At 54.4% G+C, this 19,733-nt stretch carries 17 protein-coding genes; 13 read left to right on the top strand and 4 right to left on the bottom strand.

The annotated features are described in order from the left end of the window. Positions 1–91: 91 nt before the first annotated feature. The 11 genes from FBQ85_10780 to FBQ85_10730 all read left to right on the top strand — a co-directional run bounded on the left by FBQ85_10780 (position 92) and on the right by FBQ85_10730 (position 13,325). Entirely contained in the window at positions 92–1,132 is a 1,041-nt protein-coding gene (locus FBQ85_10780) for a hypothetical protein (GenBank protein ID MDL1875635.1), read from the top strand. A gap of 1 nt (position 1,133) precedes the next feature. Then, complete coding sequence (locus FBQ85_10775; protein ID MDL1875634.1) at positions 1,134–2,126, top strand: VWA domain-containing protein; 993 nt, start codon at positions 1,134–1,136, stop codon at positions 2,124–2,126. A 382-nt stretch (positions 2,127–2,508) separates the two neighbouring features. Next, positions 2,509–3,603, top strand: a complete 1,095-nt coding sequence (locus FBQ85_10770; GenBank protein MDL1875633.1) for a VWA domain-containing protein — start codon at positions 2,509–2,511, stop codon at positions 3,601–3,603. A 2-nt stretch (positions 3,604–3,605) separates the two neighbouring features. Continuing rightward, positions 3,606–4,436, top strand: a complete 831-nt coding sequence (locus FBQ85_10765; protein MDL1875632.1) for a tetratricopeptide repeat protein — start codon at positions 3,606–3,608, stop codon at positions 4,434–4,436. Then, positions 4,436–6,286 carry a protein BatD gene (locus tag FBQ85_10760; protein MDL1875631.1) on the top strand — a complete coding sequence of 617 codons (1,851 nt, stop codon included), beginning with the start codon at positions 4,436–4,438 and terminating at the stop codon, positions 6,284–6,286. The genes FBQ85_10765 and FBQ85_10760 overlap by 1 nt, the downstream gene beginning before the upstream one ends. Beyond that, entirely contained in the window at positions 6,283–7,131 is an 849-nt protein-coding gene (locus tag FBQ85_10755; GenBank protein MDL1875630.1) for a tetratricopeptide repeat protein, read from the top strand. Before FBQ85_10760 ends, FBQ85_10755 begins: the two co-directional genes overlap by 4 nt. Positions 7,132–7,330: 199 nt before the next feature. Beyond that, positions 7,331–8,188 carry a hypothetical protein gene (locus FBQ85_10750; protein ID MDL1875629.1) on the top strand — a complete coding sequence of 286 codons (858 nt, stop codon included), beginning with the start codon at positions 7,331–7,333 and terminating at the stop codon, positions 8,186–8,188. After that, entirely contained in the window at positions 8,166–10,103 is a 1,938-nt protein-coding gene (locus tag FBQ85_10745; protein MDL1875628.1) for a penicillin-binding protein, read from the top strand. Before FBQ85_10750 ends, FBQ85_10745 begins: the two co-directional genes overlap by 23 nt. Before the next feature lie 265 nt (positions 10,104–10,368). Continuing rightward, the gene (locus FBQ85_10740; protein MDL1875627.1) at positions 10,369–11,091 is read left to right on the top strand and encodes a (Fe-S)-binding protein; all 723 of its coding nucleotides are present in this window, start codon (positions 10,369–10,371) and stop codon (positions 11,089–11,091) included. A gap of 193 nt (positions 11,092–11,284) precedes the next feature. Then, positions 11,285–12,661 carry an iron-sulfur cluster-binding protein gene (locus FBQ85_10735; GenBank protein MDL1875626.1) on the top strand — a complete coding sequence of 459 codons (1,377 nt, stop codon included), beginning with the start codon at positions 11,285–11,287 and terminating at the stop codon, positions 12,659–12,661. Beyond that, the gene (locus FBQ85_10730; GenBank protein MDL1875625.1) at positions 12,645–13,325 is read left to right on the top strand and encodes a hypothetical protein; all 681 of its coding nucleotides are present in this window, start codon (positions 12,645–12,647) and stop codon (positions 13,323–13,325) included. Before FBQ85_10735 ends, FBQ85_10730 begins: the two co-directional genes overlap by 17 nt. A 375-nt stretch (positions 13,326–13,700) precedes the next feature. Here the strand turns inward: FBQ85_10730 and FBQ85_10725 are convergent, their stop codons facing one another. Continuing rightward, entirely contained in the window at positions 13,701–13,889 is a 189-nt protein-coding gene (locus FBQ85_10725) for a type II toxin-antitoxin system HicB family antitoxin (protein ID MDL1875624.1), read from the bottom strand. Positions 13,890–13,946: 57 nt separating this feature from the next. Then, positions 13,947–15,149 carry an aminotransferase class I/II-fold pyridoxal phosphate-dependent enzyme gene (locus FBQ85_10720; protein ID MDL1875623.1) on the bottom strand — a complete coding sequence of 401 codons (1,203 nt, stop codon included), beginning with the start codon at positions 15,147–15,149 and terminating at the stop codon, positions 13,947–13,949. Positions 15,150–15,359: 210 nt separating this feature from the next. Between FBQ85_10720 and FBQ85_10715 the strand changes: the two genes are divergently transcribed. Together FBQ85_10715 and FBQ85_10710 are read left to right on the top strand one after the other, a co-directional pair. Continuing rightward, on the top strand, positions 15,360–15,605 hold the full coding sequence (locus FBQ85_10715) for a hypothetical protein (protein MDL1875622.1): 246 nt from the start codon (positions 15,360–15,362) through the stop codon (positions 15,603–15,605). 135 nt (positions 15,606–15,740) lie between these two features. Beyond that, positions 15,741–17,558 carry a PAS domain S-box protein gene (locus tag FBQ85_10710; GenBank protein MDL1875621.1) on the top strand — a complete coding sequence of 606 codons (1,818 nt, stop codon included), beginning with the start codon at positions 15,741–15,743 and terminating at the stop codon, positions 17,556–17,558. A 108-nt stretch (positions 17,559–17,666) separates the two neighbouring features. Here FBQ85_10710 and FBQ85_10705 read toward each other — a convergent pair whose 3' ends face one another. Both FBQ85_10705 and FBQ85_10700 read right to left on the bottom strand, forming a co-directional pair. Then, entirely contained in the window at positions 17,667–18,527 is an 861-nt protein-coding gene (locus FBQ85_10705) for a hypothetical protein (protein ID MDL1875620.1), read from the bottom strand. Between the two features lie 397 nt (positions 18,528–18,924). Further along, positions 18,925–19,733: AI-2E family transporter (locus FBQ85_10700; protein ID MDL1875619.1), on the bottom strand; the 809-nt coding region annotated here is incomplete at its 5' end.

Genomic DNA, 19,733 nt, shown 5'->3' with positions numbered 1-19,733 from the left:
TATGATCGCCTTGTCGAGCGCATGATGAAAGCTGAAAACGTCGTGATTTATGATGATAAAGTACAATAGCGGTTTTAAAATACCCCGTCTCATGAGGCTTCGCCGCAGCTCGCTTCCGGCGGGCAATCGAAGCTTGCGGCCGCTGCGACCTCTCGTGCTTTGCGCGCTGCTGCTCTTCGCCGGCAAAGCGCAATCGCAAACAGAGTCGCCAGTTGCCCTCGAGTCGCGTGTGAGTAAAGCGACGATCACGATTGGCGACACGGTACGATACAGTATTCAATTGCGGCGCGAACCGAACATCCAAACCCGCTGGCCCGGGCCGGCAGCGAATCTTGGCATGTTCGAGATTCGCCGCTATCAAACGCCGGAAGCGCGCGAAGAGGGCGGCAAAATCATCGAAGAGGCCGCTTACACGATTTCCACCTTTGACACCGGCCGTTTCGTTATTCCGCCGCTCGCGGTGCAATATCTCATGCCGCCGGATACGCTGTGGCGTGAGTTGCGCACGGAAACTCTCGATATCCAGGTTGCCTCCATGCGCCCCAGTGAAGCCGGCGATATTCGCGACATCAAAGCGCCGTGGGAACTGCCGCGCGATTGGCGGCAAGTGATCATGATTGCCGCAATCGCCTCCGGCGTTTTGCTGCTTGCCGGGTTGGGCTATTACTTCTGGCGCAAGCGGCAGGGCAAGGGTTTGTTGCCGCAGCGCCTGGAGCCGCCGCGGCCGGCGCACGAAATAGCTTTCGCCGAGTTGGCCGAGTTGCGCAACAGTGATTTGCTGGCGCGCGGCGAGATCAAACTTTTTTATATCCTGCTTTCGGAAATCATCCGGCGCTACATCGAGGGCCGCTATCAAGTCGAGGCCCTCGAAATGACGACTTTTGAACTCTTGGAGCATTTCAAAAAATCAGAGCTTGACGGCGAGGCCTTTGGTCTCTTGCGAGAGATTCTGGAGCAAAGTGACCTGGTCAAATTTGCAAAATTCAACCCGCCGGCTGAACAACATGAACGTTTGTTGGATGCGGCGGAAGCGCTGGTGGAGATGACCAAGCCGGCGCCTCTCGCGGCAGAAACGGCAACCGCAGCGGCGCCCGCGGGTAAACTCGAGCCGCTGCCGGCGGAGGCGAGTTGACATGCTAACCTTCGCACAACCGGAATTTCTTTTTCTACTTTTGCTTTTGCCACTGCTGGCATGGTGGTATTGGCGAACCTACAAGCATCGCACTGCCACGCTGCGCTACTCGAATCTCGACCTGCTGAAGAGCCTGCCGCAGCGCTCGAATTACTCGGCTCGCCATCTTTTGTTCGCCTTGCGATTGCTCGCGCTCGGCCTCATCATCGTCGCACTGGCGCGCCCGCAAAGCGGACAAACCGAGGAGGAAGTGACGACGGAGGGCATCGACATTGTGCTGACGCTCGACATTTCGAGCAGCATGCTGGCGGAGGATTTCAAACCCAAGAACCGCATTGAAGCGGCGAAGCAAGTCGCGCAACAGTTCATCGAAGGCCGCAAAAGCGATCGCATCGGCATGGTGGTCTTCGCCGCACGCAGCTTCACGCAATGCCCGCTGACGCTGGATTACGGCATTCTGATTAATTTTCTCAAAAAAGTCGATGTCGGTTTGGTGGATGACGGCACGGCAATCGGACTCGGCATGGCGACCGCGGTTGATCGCCTGCGCAACAGCAAGGCAAAAAGCAAAGTGGTTATTCTGCTCACCGACGGCGTCAACAATGCCGGCGAGATTGATCCCTTGACTGCCGGACGCGTGGCGCAAGCGTTCAACATTCGCTTCTACACCATCGGCGTCGGCACGCGCGGGCAGGCGTTGTATCCCGTGCAAGACCCCATTTTCGGCAAACGCTATGTGCCCATGCCGGTGGAAATTGATGAAGCCTCGCTGACGCGCATCGCGGACATGACCAAAGGCAAATATTTTCGCGCCACCGACCGCCAGAGTCTGGAGAAAGTTTTTGCCGAAATCGATCAACTCGAAAAAACAAAAATCGAAGTCAAGCAATTCACGCGTTACAAGGAATTGTTTGTATCGTGGCTGGCCGTGGCGTTGGGCCTGGTATTTGTTGAGATTGTTTTGGCGAATACGAAATTTCGCAAAATACCGTAGCCACTGTTGCCATTGCCAATTTACTTGGTCGAAGTCCGCTCGCGAAGTGTCATCCCGGCCGGCGGGATCTTGTGAAGTACGCAGCATCCGTCCTGGAACTGCACCAGAGCCTTTCAGGATGACAAGATAACACCGCAGCGTTGAGTTCGAGAATTGCCCGTACTTTTGTCATTGTCATTCAGCAGGAATCTTGTGAGGTCGCGGGTTCGCTGCCGGTTCGAGTCGCTTTCTTAATACTTCACAAGATTCTTTCTGAATGACACATCTCGGAGTTTGCATCGACTTAAAGTTGTAGTGATAGGATACTCACAAAAATCAACATATCGATGCATTACTGCCCGGGCGGCAGTCTGAATTGTCACGAATATCTCTTACAGACGTCATGATCCGTTTTGCAAACGATACCATACTTTATTTGCTGCTCGGCATACCCTTGCTGATCGTCTTTTTTTATTTTGTGGGGCGCTGGAAAAAAGCGGCCATGGCGCGTTTCGGCAATTTGTTGCTGCTCGAACAACTCATGCCGTCGTTCAGCCGCAAGCGCCGCACGTGGAAGTTGGTTCTTTTGTTGGCGGCGATTTTATTCATGATTCTCGCGCTCGCGCGGCCGCAAGTGGGCACGGCGCTGGAAGAGGTGAAGCGCGAAGGCGTTGACATCATGGTTGCGATTGACGTCTCGGAATCGATGTATGCCGAGGACGTGCCGCCGAATCGTTTGGCGAAAGCGCGGCGTGAGGTGGCCTCGTTGATCGATAAATTGCAGGGCGATCGCATCGGCTTGATTGCGTTTGCCGGCGAAGCGTTTGTGCAATGCCCGCTCACGCTTGATTACGGCGCCGCGAAGATCTTTCTTGATGTGCTGGAACCGGGATTGATTCCCACGCCGGGCACGGCAATCGGCAAAGCCATGCAGTTGGCGTTGCAAAGTTTCGAGAACACCGAACGCCAATATAAAGTTCTGATTTTGATCACAGACGGCGAAAGTCACGATGAAGAGGCCATGACGGTGGCGGAAGAGGCCGAGCGCCAGGGCGTGGTGGTTTATCCCGTCGGCATCGGTTCGACCAAAGGCGTACCGATTCCCGTCGTTGATGCGCAGGGCAATCGCACTGGAGGCTTTAAAAAAGGCAGCAACGGCGAAGTCGTCATCACGAAATTGGATGAACTCACGCTCGAGAAAATTGCGCTGCAAACCGGCGGCAAATATTATCGCGCCTCCTCCGGGCAAGCCGAGTTGGATCGCATTTACGATGAAATTTCAAAAATGGAAAAGAAGGAATTGGCTTCGCTGAAATTCTCGCATTATGAGGAACGGTTTCAGTACGTGTTGCTGTTTGCGTTGTTGTTTCTAATCATTGAACTGTTGATTTCCGAGCGCCGCAAAGTCAAAACAGAATGGCGCGGGCGTTTGGCCTCACCTGTTTTGGAGGATGAGGGCAACGGCACTTTATCACAAATCGACTCGGCACAGAGATAAACATGTTTCGTTCATGGAATAAATCAGCGGGAGCATGCTTGGTTTACCCGGCCCGGCGGGTGTTGCTTTTGACTGTCGCCGGTACCTCATTTTTTTCTGCTTCACTTTTTGCGCAAGGCGCGGGGCGCAAGCAAGTGCTGGAGGGCAATCGCAAATATGCCGAAGGCAAATACGACGAAGCAAATGACAGCTATCGCGACGCCGAAATCGACAATCCGGAGTCCGCGATCGTAAAATTCAACATCGGCGATGTACTGTATCAAAAGCGGAATTATGAAGAGGCGCTGAAAACCTATCAAGAAGCCATTCAAAAAAGCGACGACCTCAAGCTGCAAGCGCAGGGCTATTACAACATCGGCAACACGCTGTATCGTTTGAACAAATGGCCGGAGAGTATTCTAGCCTATCAGCAGGCGCTGAAGCTGGATCCGAACGATGAAGATGCCAAATACAATTTGGAGTACGTGCGCACCAAATTGAAAGAAAACGCCCAGAAACAGCCGCAAGAGCAGCAGAATCAGCAGCAACAACAACAGCAGCAGCAGCAAAACCAGAAGCAGGATTCACAACAGAAGCAGGATGAACAGAATCAGCAAGAGCAGCAGCAACAAGAGCAACAATCCGGCGAACAGCAGCAGCAAGAACAATCCCAGCAAGAAAAAGATCAACAAGAACAGCAGGCGCAGGAACAGCAAGGCCAGGCGCAAGAGCAGAAATTAACCAAAGAAGAAGCTGAACGCTTGTTGCAGGCGTTAGAGAAACAAGAAAAAGATGCGCAGAAACAGCGCCAAGTCAAGGCGCGGGGACGTGTGCGGGTGGAGAAAGATTGGTGATGACCATGGCAATTCATAAAATAGCGGCGACATTGAAAGCCGCAGCCGTTTGCGCCTCGTTTGTCATACTGGCAAGCGTTACGAGTTACGCACAAGTCACAGTGACGGCGACGATTGATCGAACGCAAATCGGCTTGAATGAAGATTTCACGTTGAGCGTGGAAGTGTCCGGCAGCAACGCCGGCAAGCCGCAATTGCCGGCGATGGAAAACTTTGCGCAGCTTGCCGGCACCAGCAGCTCGCAAAGCATTCAGATTATCAACGGACGCATGTCGTCGTCGCACACCTATCATTACACCTTCATCGCAATTGCCGCAGGAAAATTCGAAATCGGGCCGGTGGAAGTTGAAGCCGGCGGCCAGGTCTACCGCAGCCAGCCGATCCGCATCGAGATTGCGCAAAGCGCCGCCGGTGGCCAGCCGTCTGCGCCCGGCGCTGGACCCGCGCCGCAAACCGATCCCAACGTCAAAGCCGAGAGTAGCATTTTTTTGCGCGCGGAGGTTGACCGCAAACAGGTTTACCAAAATCAACCGGTGATCGTGACATTCAAAATCTACACGGCGCGCAATATCCGTAATTATGGCAACGCAAAAATCCCGAGCTTCACGGGCTTTTGGGTGGAAGATTATTCCATGCCGCGGCAACCGCGCACGTATCAGCAAGTGATCAACGGCCAGCGCTTTCTCGTGGCAGAAGTCAAGCGCACGGCGTTGTTTCCGCAATCCGCCGGCAAGAACACCATTGAGTCGATGAGCCTGGAATGCGAAGTGCAGGCGCAATCGCGCCGCCGCTCGCGTGATCTCTTTGATAATTTTTTTGATGATCCTTTTTTTGCGCCGATGGAACGCGTCGCCATTGCTTCGCGTCCGGTCGAGATTGAGGTTCTGCCGTTGCCCGCGGCCGGGAAACCGGCAAATTTTTCCGGGGTGGTGGGCGATTATTCCATCACCGCTTCGGTGGATCGCACGACGGCAAAAGCGAACGAGGCCATCACGCTGAAGGTACGCATTGCCGGCCAGGGCAATATTAAAACGCTGCCGCCGCCGCAGATAGATTTGCCTCTGGACTTTGAGGTGTATGATCCCAAGGTTTCACAACAAGTCGATACCGAAGACGCTCAGATCTCCGGCAGTAAAACTTGGGAATATGTGCTGGTGCCGCGTTATGCGGGCGCGCACGAAATCAAACCGATTGCGCTTCACTATTTCAATCCGCGCGCAAAGCAGTATGCCGTTGCCAGCACGAAGCCGATCGCGCTTACCATCGAGCCGGGCAGCGCCGAATATGCGAATGCGGCCTTCGGCGGCGCTTCGAAAGAAGACGTAAAATTGCTCGGGCAGGATATTCGTTTTATCGCGATCGGCGCGCTGCCGTTGCAACGGATGGGCGCGCGCAACTACACCAGCGCGTGGTTCCTCACCCTGCTCGCCTTGCCGGTGCTGGGCTTTATCGGCGCATGGTTTTGGCAGCGCCATCAAGCGAAGCTGACCACGAATGTGGCTTATGCCCGCAGCCGTAAAGCGACGCGCGCAGCGCAAAAGCAATTGCATACCGCCAAAAAACTGCTGCAGGCCAATGACAGCAAGGGCTTTTACGCCGAAGTGCAGCGCGCATTGATGGGATTTCTCGGCAACAAATTAAATGTCGCGGAAGCCGGTTTGGTTACTGATGACATCGCCCAGCTTCTCCAGGGAAAAAACGTCGCACCGGAATTGATCTCAAATTATCTTGCTTGTTTGCATAACTGCGACTTCCAACGCTTTGCGCCCGCCACCGCAACCGGCGGCGAAATGCAGCAGTTTTATGACAAGGCGCGCGGCGTCATTGAGGAGTTGGAGGACGTACTATGAAGAAAACGGCCATCCCAAAGATTTCGCCCACGGAAAAAACCATCCCACAGAAAAAGGTTTTGCGACATCGCACTTCTGTGGGATTTCCACTTCTGTGGGCTTTTGTTGGTTTTTTGTGTACCTTCGCACCGATGCGCATTTTTGCCGATGAAGCGGCCAGCTTGTTTCAGCAAGGGAATCAACAATATCAAGCCGGACAATATGCTGAAGCCGCGGCTACCTATGAAAAAATTTTGGCGCTGGGCAAGGAAAATTGGCAGGTTTATTATAATCTCGGCAACGCGTATTTCAAGCTGCGCCAACACGGCAAGGCGATTTTGAATTACGAACGCGCGTTGCAACGTAATCGCCGGAGTGAGGATGTTCGATTCAATCTCGATCTCGCGAACCTGGCGATCACAGATCACATTCCCGAACCGCCGCGCTCGCTTATCGTCGTGTGGATTGACGCGGCGCTCAATGTCTTTTCGCTGCAGCAAGTGGCGCTGTTCGGTTTGATTTTTTGGATCTTGATGTTTCTTGGTTTGACTGCGAATCTCATTGCCGGCAACAGAAGCTGGCAGCGCCTGGGCCGGCGGGTGGCGTGGGGCGCGGGCGCAGCCGGGCTGCTTTTTGCATTGATTTTTGCAACGCTGTTCTATCAGCAGCGCACCGAGCGCTATGGCATCGTTTTGCAAAAACGGGTCATTGTGCACAGCGCGCCGGACGCGGAGGCAACGGAAGCTTTTATTTTGCACGAGGGCGCCAAGTTTCAGTTGCAAGAAGAAAGCGGCCAATGGGCGCGGGTACGCCTAGCCGATGGCAAAGTGGGATGGTTGCGGCGCGAAGCCGTGGAAGCAATTTAGCACACATCACATAATTTGTAGGAGTACTCTCCTGAAGCATCACTCAGACGAATCTTGTGAAGTCCCGGGTATTATGCCTACTCACAAACTTAAACCGCAAAAGACGCTTGGATGATGTGACTTTAAAACTACCATCTCTTAAAACAGTAATCACGGTGGCACCGTTCAATACAAAAAATAAAGATTCATTTTTGAGATCATGTCCGAAATAACTTTAGAATACCGCAAGCATGTGCGTACGACCTGGCTTTGGGTCGGAAGCTTTGCGCTGCTCATTCTCGTGGGCGAGGCGGGTTTCAATCTCGTCGAGCGTGCGCTCGGCCGTTATCTCGTATGGCACAACACCGGCAGGGAAAAAATCGGGCGCAGTTGGCAGGAAGATCAGAACCGTTTGGTGGCCAACACCAATCTCGAAAAAATCACGCAAGTGCGGCGCGAGCAATTGAGTCTGATCGCCGGCATTTCGAAATTCGAAGAGTTGGTGAATTTCACTGCTGCCAGCGCGCGCACGGAATTGCCGCCGGAGCAGTTCGGCTTGATCTATCGCGAACTGCCCGCCATCTTCCGGCCGCTGCTCGTGCCCACCGGCAACATGGTGAGCTTCAATCGCGAACGCAATGTGACGAACGTCACGATCAATCGCTATGCCGATCGCCTCGATTTATTTTTGCTCGATGCCAACCACCAGGTGTTGTATCAAACCTCGCTACCGAACGATCAGATCGAAATGATCGCCAATCATGGCAAGGAGCGCGAAATTGACGTGCGCACAGTTGCGCGCTTTGCGGGCCGGGTGTTGAGTGCAGAAGAATTCTTCGAAGTTTTGGATCGCAAATTTTATGATGAACGCGCGGAGATGATCAAGGAGTTGCCGGTGTTGACCGACCCCAGCACTTACCTCGTGCGCGTGGGATTTTCAAATCGCGTTACAGCAGGCTTCGTGGAAACCGCTTTTGCGCTCGATGACGGCCGCGCGATCATTTACTATCTCCCGGAGGAATGGACAACCGATTTCATCATGAAAGCAGGCGATCATGCGAGCCCAAATCCTCTATAGTTTGATGTTGGTTGTCGCCAGCTTGATCCTGCTCGGCATGGCGCTTTTTTTCGTCGTGTTGAGCGACCTGCCCTACATCCCCAACGATTTGCGCAGCCTGGTCTATGCGCGGCCAACCGAGATTTATGCGGCGGACGGCACGCTGGTGCAACGTTTGGGCGGCCGCACGTATGTTTCCCTCGACAAAATCAGCCCCAATTTTCTCAACGCGGTCATTGCCACCGAAGACGGCGATTTCTACCGGCACAGGGGCATTGATAAGCTCGGTTTGCTGCGCGGCGCCTACCGCAGCCTCGCCGGCCATCCGCTGCAAAGCGGGTCCACCATCACCCAGCAACTCTCAAAGTATCTTTTCTTCAGCTTTCAAAAAAGTTTTGGCCGGAAATTGAAAGAGATTCTTATCAGCTTGCAGCTCGAGGCGACGTTCAGCAAAAAGGAAATTCTGGAAGCCTACTGCAATCTTATCTACTTCGGCGGCGCAGCGCATGGCGTTGAAGACGCCGCGCGACAATATTTCAACAAATCTGCCGCCGACCTGAGCGTGCCGGAAGCCGCGATGCTGGCGGGTATTCTCAACTCGCCGCAAAGCCTGAATCCCTTTTCACACTTCGACCGCGCCAAAGCGCGGCAACGCCTGGTGCTGCGGCGCATGGTGAAAGAAGGTTATCTCGATGAATCAGGCTTTGCCCAAGCTTCCACAGATTCGGTTTATCTCTCACAACGGCGCTCGCTCGGCAACGATTTTATAGATTATGTGATCACCGAAGCGCAAGAACGTTACGGCCGCGAGCCGGTGCAGTATGGCGGATTGCGCATCTATACCACGCTTGATCCGGCGTTGCAAGCAATCGCTGAGCAGGAAATCGAGGCGGGCACGCTTAAATTGGAAGCTGATCTTGACTCGACCGGCATGCCGCTGCAAAGCGCGTTGGTCGCGATTTCGGTGACGACCGGTGAAGTCAAAGCGCTGGTGGGCAGCCGGCGCTATGTGCCGGCCGGCTTCAATCGCGCGGTGGAAGCGAATCGCCACGTCGGCTCGTGCATCAAGCCTTTCGTATATTTGACGGCGCTCGAGCAACTGCGCCTGACGCCGCGCACGATCGTGCATGATACCGTCACCACCTTGCGCGACGCCAATAACCGGCCCTATCGCCCGCGCAATTTCGACCGCCAGTATCACGGTGAGATGGTATTGAAAGCGGCGCTCATGCAATCGCTCAATGTCATTTCAGCGCAGCTTACCGCAGAAGTCACGCCGGCAAAAGTGATTGAAACCGCGCGGCGTATGGGTATCTCGACGCCCATTGAAGAAGTCATCTCACTCGCGCTTGGCACGGCCGGCATGTCGCCGCTGGAACTGGCGGCGGCCTATGCCGTGATTGCCAACAACGGCGTGTATCATCGCCCGATTCTCATCAAACGCGTTGAAGATCTCAACGGCGTGATTCTCGATCGTGAATACAGCTTTGGCGAAACGCGTTTCGAACCGGCTGTGACGTATCAAATGTTGGACATGATGATGGGCGTCATCGAAGGCGGCACCGGCCGCGTGGTGCGCGCATTGGGATTCGACGCGCCGGCCGCCGGAAAAACCGGCACCAGCACGGAGTATACCGATGCGTGGTTTACCGGCTTCACGACAAGCCTTTCGACTGCCGTGTGGGTGGGCTACGATCGCGATGCACAAATGCGCACGCGCGAAAAACGCGGGGTGGACGGCAGCCGCGGCGGCGCGCCGATTTGGGCGAATTTCATGAAGCGCGCGAATGCGCTTTATCCCGGCCGCGCGTTCATCATGCCGCCGGGCTTGAAGACGATTTACGTGAATCCGCAAAAAGGCTGGGAAGTGATCAAACCGGAAGACGGCCTGCGCGTGGTTATGCCGGAAGCGGCGGAGAACGATCCTTTTGAATAGAACAGCCCTTTTTTGAAACCCAATTCAACTTTGCGAACAAAAACTTCCAGAGTTCTCGCGAGCCGGCGTTGTAAGGTTGAGCCGGCCTTTCGCAACCCCAAACCGGCTTTGAGTTTCGCCCAAACTATCACCGCCGTGCTGATCGTATCAAGCGCCACCTGCTGCTCTGCTTCACGGCTTTGGTGATGAAACCTTCACCCGTTTGAAACGTGTTCGCCCGGGCAGTTCGCGGGCGGATTAAAACCACCACACCCATCGCTACCTCATGCCACAAACCGTTGCGTTGTTTATTCCCTGCCTGGTTGATCAACTCTATCCCGAAATCGGCATGCACATGGCCAATGTGCTGCGCCGCGCTGGTGTGCAGGTTGAATATGACCAGCGGCAAACCTGTTGCGGCCAGCCCGCCTTTAACACCGGCTATCGCGACGAGGCGCGCCGTGTCGCCGAACATTTTCTCGACATATTCGCAGGGAAAGAGGCCATCGTTGCGCCCTCAGGCTCCTGCGTCGCGATGGTGAGGAATTTCTATCCCATGCTTTTTGCGAATCATGCGCGGCAGGCGGAAGCAACTGCGCTTGGCCAGCACGTGTTTGAATTCTCGGAATTCCTGGTGAAACGCCTGGGCGTGACGGCACTGGGCGCGCGTTTTCCGCACAAAGTGTTCTTTCACAATTCCTGTCACAGTTATCGGGAATTGCGTTTGCTGAACGAGCCGATCGCCTTGCTGCGCAACGTACAAGATCTGCAACTTCTCGAAACAAACGAGGAGCCGGTATGCTGCGGCTTTGGCGGGCTGTTCTCCTTTAAATTCGCGCCGATAGCTTCGAGCATGGCGGCGAGCCGCTTGCAGCGTTACGAAGCGCTGGGTGCGGAGGCAATAGTAACCAATGATCCCGGTTGCTTGATGCAAATGCGGCGCGAGGCGCAAAGCCGGCGCAGCGGTTTGCAGATTCTGCATTTGGCGGAAGTTTTGGATCGAACGTGAATGCAAGTTAACTCAACTATGTCACATGTCAAAAAGCCCGGCAGGGCAAAGGCATCGCATAGAAATGACAGCGGTTCAGTTGTCGCATTTGCTCGGAATAATGACGACAGAAAGAATACCGGATACGCCAGGGCTTCACAAGATTCCATCGAAATGACAGACTCTATGAGTAAATGGAAAACAATGGAAGCGCATGTCTGAATACCAACATTTTCTTCACCGCTCTGCCGTCAAGGCGAACGATGCGGCACATCGCCAGAAGCTTGACAAAGCGATCGCGAGCTATGATCTGCAAGTGAACGCGACCAAGACCCGGCAATTCAAAAATTGGGGGCATGCGCGCGCGCTGGCGGCTGCCATCAAAAATGAAACGCTGGCCCATTTACCCGATCTGCTCGAGCAATTCGAAAAAAACTTTCTGGCTGCCGGCGGCAAGGTTTTTTGGGCCGAAACCGCAACGGACGCGGCTTCCTATGTCAAAGCATTGGCGCAGAAGCATCAAGTCAAGCGTGTGGTCAAATCCAAATCCATGACCACGGAAGAGATTCACCTGAACGAAAATCTTGAGAAAATCGGCGTGGAGGTTTGGGAAAGTGATCTCGGCGAGTTGATCGTGCAGCTCAATAACGAAAAGCCGTATCACATCGTGACGCCCGCGATGCATAAGAGCAAAGAGGAAATCAGCCGGCTGTTTCATGACAGGCTGAAGGCCCCGCTCACCGACAACGCCGAAGAACTGACCATGATCGCGCGCCGGCATTTGCGCGATGTTTATCTCACCAGCGGCATCGGCATCACCGGCGCGAACTTCTTGATTGCCGATCTCGGCGCCATTGTGGTCACGGAAAACGAAGGCAATGCCCGGTTGAGCATGGCTTGTCCGCCGGTACATGTTGTGATTGCCGGTATTGAAAAAATGCTGCCACGCTTCTCGGATTTGAGTTTATTTTTGCCGCTGCTCGCGACCAGCGGCACCGGGCAGGAGATCACGAGTTACAACTCAATTGTGTTCGGCCCGCGCCATTTCAATGAAAGCGACGGCCCGACCGAGATGCACGTGATTCTGCTCGACAACGGCCGTTCCGCGCTTTATCAACAAGAAAAGTTCCGTGAAATTCTGCGCTGCATTCGCTGCGGCGCGTGTTTGAATGCCTGTCCGGTTTTTCACACGATCGGCGGGCACAGCTACAACACCACCTATCAAGGTCCGATCGGTTCGGTGATCACGCCGCATTACAACGGCTTTGCTAAATTTCAACATCTCGCAGCCGCCTCGTCTTTGTGCGGGGCATGCAGCGATGTGTGTCCGGTACATATCGACATTCATCATCTGTTGCTGGAGAATCGCTATGAGGCGGTTCACCGGTATCATCTCTCCAAGTTTTGGCATGCCGCCATGCGCGTCTATGCCTGGGCGATGTCCGATAGCCGGCGCTTGCAGAGCATGCGCACGTGGCTCCTCCGGCTGCGGCCGCTGCAACGCTTGTTTTTCCGCTCCGGCGAAACGCCGCCGGAATTGAGTGTGAAATCTTTTCATGAATTGTGGGCCGAGCATGAAAACAAGTCGTGAAAGAATTTTGAAACGATTGCGCACCGCTGCGCCGGCCGGCCACTTCCTGCCGTCACAGAGTGATGGTGAGATATTCGTGTGGCAGGCGGAAAATCAAGCGGAAGCAATCACGGCTTTCGCGGATAAATTGGCGTTGCTCAAAGCAGAATTCTATCGCGTTGCCAACACGCACGAAGCCGCAACGCAATTGCAGGCTTTGCTGATGCCGTTGGCGCATCACGATCACAAAGAGGCAGGAAGGCCGCAATTTCTGCGGCATGCTTCGGTGTTGCTGGAAGAAATCATGCGACAGGAGCCGTGGTTGCAGGCGAATATTGCCGTGCAAACAGAAAACATTGCCGCGCGCGAGTTTGCGCATTATAAGGCGGGTATCACGACGGTGGAATCTCTGGTCGCGCGCACCGGCAGCATTGTCGTCAGTTCCGCCGGCAACGGCGGGCGGCGGCTCTCGGTGCTGCCGCCGTTTCACATTGCGATTGCCACGCTTGATCAACTGGTGGATTCATTGGATGGCGCAATTGCGAATTTTCGCAAATCCGGGCGGGAACGCTTGACCAGCGCATTAACGGTGATCACCGGGCCGAGCCGCACGGCCGACATCGAGAAAATTCTCGTGCTGGGCGCGCATGGGCCGAAGCGCCTGGCGGTGATTTTGGTTGGGTGAAAGTGGGGAGGTGTAGCCATTCAGTTGGTATTGATAACGTTCTCCTACAATACCTAAACCGGATGCGCCGGAACCAAAAAGAAAAAGCCTCACGCATAGACGCGAAAGCGCAAAGAACCCGCAAAATTTTTCTTTGCGGAACCTCTGCAGCTTTGCGTCCTTGCGTGAAAAGCTTTGCCTTTAAAGCAAAGAGCTCATTCATAATAGATCACAGCGGATTCTCAGACAAGCGGAAAACCGCAGCCCCTCGCGCGGCTCCAACGGATAGATTAACGCCAACGGATAAGGCTTTTTGTTTTTTCATCCGTTGGTCTTAATCTATCCGTTGGTGATAAGAATTTGAAATTTTATTCTGGCTTTGACTTCCCAACCCACCTAATCATCTTCAACTGGTTCAAGATACAATGCGATGGCTTCCGGGATATTCGCCAACGCCTCTGCGGTGGTTTCGCCTTCACTGACACAGCCTGGCAGCGAGGGAACGTAAACCGTATAACCACAATCCTCGCTGGGCTCCAAAACCACCTTGAATCGGGTGCTCGAGTTCTCCTTGCCTTTTGTAATCGAATGAATCAATCTAAAATTAATACAAGGGAAAAGTCAAGAGCATTTTTGACGGCTTCACAGCGCCAACGCCGTTTTGATCCCTTCCAATGCTTTTTGCGTGCGCTGCTCGTCTTGGATCAGCGCAAAGCGCACGTGGCCGTCGCCGTGCTCGCCGAAGCCAATACCAGGCGACACCGCAACATCGGCTTTGTCGAGCAAATGCTTCGTAAATGCCAATGAACCCATTCTGCGAAATCTCTCAGGTATTTGCGCCCAGACAAACATGGTGCCCTTGGGCGGCGGAACATGCCACCCCAGGCGCGTGAGGCCGTGACACAGGGCATCGCGGCGGACACGGTAATTTTCGACAATGTCCTGCACACAATCCTGCGGCCCGTTGAGCGCGGCAAGCGCGGCAATTTGCAGCGGCTGAAAGATGCCGTAATCCAGATAACTTTTCAGGCGTTCCAGCGCCGCCACCAATTTCGGATTGCCCACCATAAATCCCAGCCGCCATCCCGCCACATTGTAGCTTTTGGATAGCGAAAAGAACTCCACGGCAATATCTTTCGCGCCCGGCACCTGCAACAACGAGGGCGGACAATAACCATCAAACGCCAAATCGGCGTAGGCAAAATCGTGAATCACGAACAGGCGATATTCGCGCGCCAGCGCAATCACCTTGTGCATGAAGTCGAGATCGGCGATTTCCGTGGTGGGATTGTGCGGAAAGCTGATGATCAAATAGCGCGGGGCTGGGCGGCCTTCCGCGCGTTCGCGGTGGATGGCATCTTCGATATTCTTCAAGAAATCAGAGACCGGCGAAATCGGCACCGGACACACGCGGCCGCCGGCAATGATCGGCGCATACAAATGAATTGGATATGACGGCGAAGGCGCTAATACCGCTTCGTCCTTCTGCAACACCGCAAGCATCAAATGCGACAAGCCTTCCTTCGCGCCGATGCAGGCGATGGCCTCGGTTTCGGGATCGAGCGTAACGCCGTAGCCGCGGCCATACCAGTCACAAATAGCCTGGCGCAAATGCGTGATGCCCCGTGAAACCGAATAACGGTGATTCTGCGGCACGTCAATCGCGCCGTGCAGCTTTTCGATGAGATGGCGCGGCGGCGCGCCGTCCGGATTACCCATGCTGAAATCAATAATGTCGCGGCCTTCCTGCCGCGCTTTTTCCATCAGTACAGCGACATGGCGAAAAACATACTGCGGCAGTTTTTGTAGACTCGGAAATTCGGATGCTTCAATCGTGTGGCCCATGGCAAAATTCCCAATACTGAAATTGAATTTACATGGCAATGAAAACAAGTCGCCCACGGAAGTGAACGTCCCACAGAGAAAGTCTTTGCACCTTACGTCCTGTGAGAGTCCGGCTTCAGTGGGCGATCTATTCACCAGCCCTGAGTTTTATCATCAAAAAAACGTCACAAAAGATGCGGTTAATGTAGAGACAAAGTCAAGTGTTTGCCAATGCCGTCCGAAAATATTTTCAGCAGCGCTTTCGAAATTTTCTTCAAAATAAATTTCCGCAATTTTTCTGTTAGTTGGTACTGGCATACAGATTTAATGGAGAAGAGCTTCTCCCGTTCTGAAATCAGCGAAACCTGCGCCGCCGGTTTCGCTGACCTTCTGGGTAACCCGGACCGCTGCTGCACGCCAGCGCCGCACCGCATCCTGCCAGCGTTCCTGCCCATCACTGTTCTGCTTTTGCTCTGAGTTAGGCCGTCGCCGTTGCCGTCATCACAGGCATTTGTTACAAAATCGAGATTTCGCCGGCGCCGGCATCATGATAAATCGCAATAGCTTCTCTCGCACCATTACGGAAGCTGGATCATCTCTGGAGGTTCAAGGATGAGGCTTCACAACCTTCTGCGCTCCTGGCCGCCGCTTTTTCCTTTAAATTTCTTTAACTTAGGCATGGCGAAATTTACCCTGCTCACGCTTGCTGCAAGCTTGGTTGGGTTAACCCTCTGCCGGTTAATTCCTTCGCCGCTATTTGCCTGCTTTTTGCCGATGGCGGGTCTTGGGGTTGCGATGGCGATTGTCGCGCGTCTCAACGAACCGTTGGCGGCCGAAGCGGAGTTAAAAATCACCCGCGTGCCGGAACGCGCCGGCCTCGGTAAAATTTTACACCGCGTCGCCGGCTATCTCGACGTGCAGCGCATTGTGCAAACCGAAACTTTGCACGAACGCGCGTTCCGGCTGGCGCACGATGCCATGTTCATCGTCAATGGCGAATTGCGCTTCATCGAAGCCAATGAAAGCTTTTGCGCATTGTGGGGATTGCGGCGGCAGGAATTGTTCAAACGAACCTTGCCGGAAATCATGGCTGAGGCGGGGTTCGAGCAGGAAGATTTTTGCGCCTTGCTCGCGCGCGCGGATTTTCAAGGTGAAATGACCCTCACCGCACGCGACGGCGCGCAGCGCGTGTTTGATCTTCAGGCCATGCCGATTTCCAGCGAGCTTTACTTTGGCATTGCGCGGGAGGTGACGGAAACGCATCATTGCCAGGAGGAATGGCGCCGCGCTGCGGAATGGCGCGAGCTGCTCTTGCGCAATATGAATGATGGCCTGCTGGTGATCGATCGCGAAGGCCGGCCGCTCATTCACAATCGCGCCGCCGAAGCCATGCTGGGCCTGCCGGCAGAAGAGTTCGAAAAGCTGGCAGTGCTTGATGGCAAGCTCGCGCACGAATCCCAGCGCTGGGCTTTGCGTCCGATGGGATTGGAGGATCCGTTTGCGCTGGCGTTGCACGAGGCGCGCAAAGCGCAGGATTGCCGCGCACAGGTTTATCGCGATGACCGCCTCGTGCGCCAGCTCGTGATTGATGTTTCTCCGCTGTATGACGAGCATCAGGAATTGCTCGGCGCGCTCACCACGTTGCGCGACTTGAGCCGGCGTGAATTGAGGCCGCTGGAGCCGGGTTCGCTGCAAGCGCGCACAGAACCGCAGCAAATCGTGCGGCTGACCGAGTTGGTGGAATTGGCCGCCAGCGCGGGCCACGAGATCATTAACCGCATGACAGGCATCATCAGTTATGCGCAACTCTTGCAGGAACGCGCTGCCGCCGGACAGGAAGAAGCCGCGTTATTGCACGGCATTGTGGGCGAGGGTGAACGCGTGACCGGCATTCTGCGGCACCTGCTCGCGTTTGCGCGCCCGCGTCCGCATGAACGCCTTGTGACCCCGCTCGAAGGTGTGATTGCAGCCTCATTGCGCTTGATGGCGCCGCGCCTGCACAAAGATGGCATTCGCGTTCATAACACCGCTGCGCCGGATTTGCCCCCGGTGAGCTGCCATTGCCAGCAAATGCAGGAGGTTTTCATCAATCTGCTCAGCAATGCCCAGCATGCGCTCAATTTGAAATTTCCCGGCGCTGGAACCGACAAGACGATTTTGATTCACACAACCCTGGCCCTCTCCGAGAGCGGCAGCACATGCATTCGCGCCACATTTACCGACAACGGCATCGGCATTGCGCCCGAGGTTTTGCCCATGATTTTCGCGCCCTTTTTCACGACCAAGCAAAAAGACGAGGGCACGGGTTTGGGATTGAGCCTGAGCCGGCAGATCATTCAAGATCACGGCGGCGAGATTCGGGTGCAAAGCACGGTGGGAAGTCACACGACGTTTATCGTGGAACTGCCGTTGGCGGAAGAGGTGGATTGATCATCCTGCAGTGTGATGCCTGGTGATGAGGCCGCCGCTAAAACAAAAACCCCGATCTTCAATTTGCACTAAAGATCGGGGCTTAAAATCAAACCTCAAGAATTTTCATCACATCACCATTTGCTGCTGGCGCGATTGTGCGTGCGTATGCAGCAAAATCAGAATCGTGAGATCGATCAGCGCTTTTTCGCGATGGCGCGGGCGGTAATGCAGCTTGCGGCCCTTGGCAAACGCCAGGAAATTTTGCAACTGCTGATACAGCGCCGCGTGATCGAGTCCCGCCCATTCCGATTCATATTTGCGATTCTTCAGCAACGGCGCGATTTTCTTGGCGAGCAAATCCGAGACACTCTTGCCGTTTTTCACATCGCCGAACCGGCTCACCAGGGCTTTCGACACATTCAACAAATCATTCGAGCTTTCGCGCAAACGATCCAGCACTTCGGGATTGGTGAGCGGCAGCGCTTTGTGCGCCAGCCGCTGCGATTTTTGCGTGCGCGGATTGACGGCCATGGCGTAATAACTGCCAATGCCGCTCGCGCGATCAAAGCTCCACCAGCGCCGCAGCAATTCCGTGCCGGAGACGCGGTAAACCTTGGCGCGCCGGCTGCTGCCGGATTCGGGATCCAGCACGAAATACGACCGGCTCTTCGAACCGGCGACCAGAATCCAATGCTCGAAACGGTCGACGCACAAAATCACGGGCTGGCCTTCGCTATGCTTCTGCCGCACCCACGCCAACGCCTTGCGGCCATGGCTTTTGTGATCCCAATTCGCGACAATACCTTCATAACCGAGGCGGCGCAAGCCGCGTTGCAAGCCGTTTTCGGTCGTACCGCTCGCCGGGCGTGTGCCGCACGCCTTTTTGATGCGTCCGATCGAAATGTCGGCGTTGCCCAACAGGCGAAGCGCGTTGAAGATGCAGGTCGGGCCGCAGCTATAATCATCTGGTTGAATGGCAAAAGCCATGATCAAATCTCCGCGACGGCGATTTTGAGATGAAATACCTCGGGCTCTCACCCTGATAACCGTTAGAGGTAGCTTACAAAACGCAAAATTCGGGGTTCAAGTCTCAAAAGCAGGTGCAACGGGCATGCAGTCTGATTTGCAAATGTCGATGTGAAAACTTCCCTTCCCCTCTCCCATTTTTTAATGCGGCTCAATATAATAAGCCCATCGGTGAGAAGCAATGGTTTAGTTGGTGATCAAAGGTTGCACAGTTTGTATCTGAAGCTTTTCCAGAGACCTATTTTGCTAAATTTTTTTTGAGATTGGCAAGAAGGGCTAGATTGCGGTGGGGAAACGGCCGGAATTGGTTTTTTCAAGATATTGTTAATTTTATTTTTAATTTGATAGAATTTTGTGCTCAGATCGGCTCCAATTTCTCTTCTGAAATATTATCGGATTCGGACGATTTTGCAGGCTCTTCCAACGGTACTGGCATTTTGGCATTATCTTCCGCTGGCGCGGGCGCAGGTGCTGGTTTTGTTTGCTGCATTAAAGATCTCACCTTTGCGCCAAGCCCATCAATTGCGCCACTTTCGCGCGATAATTCGAGATGCGATTTAAACTCGACGCTGTAAATGTCGAGAATCGTCAAAAACAGCACGGCGATGACAGGTCCAACAATGAAACCCATGACGCCAAAAACACTGATGCCGCCAAGCGTCGAAAAGAAAATCATCAAGTCGTGCATGCCGGCATCTTTCCCCACCAGGCGCGGTCGCATGAGGTTGTCAATGTTGCCGATGATCACCATACCCATGAATGCGATGGCAAGGCCGTGCCACACATGGCCGGTGGCAATCTGAATTATAGCGATGGGTACCATCACCAACCAGGCGCCCACCGAAGGCAAGATCGACAACACCACCATGATCACGCCCCACAAAATCGGTGAGCTAATGCCGAAGGCCCAGAGCGTCAACCCGCCCAAAAAGCCTTGCATCAAACCGATGAGCAGCGTGCCCTTGACCGTCGCGCGCGCCACCGAAACGAAACGCAAGATCAACGCCTCTTCGTACACGTCATCGAGCGGGCTGAGATATTTGATGCGTTGCACGATGCGCTCCCCGTCTTTGAAGAAGTAATACATCGTAAACAACATCACAAACAAGTTGGTGACCAGGGCGATGGTGCCTTGCGAGGTTTCATTGATAAATTTTGCCAGCCACG

This window comes from Cytophagia bacterium CHB2 (assembly GCA_030263535.1).
Taxonomy (GTDB): domain Bacteria; phylum Zhuqueibacterota; class Zhuqueibacteria; order Zhuqueibacterales; family Zhuqueibacteraceae; genus Coneutiohabitans.
The sequence above is the reverse complement of the archived record's forward strand: the minus strand, read 5'-3'. Positions and strand labels throughout refer to the sequence as shown.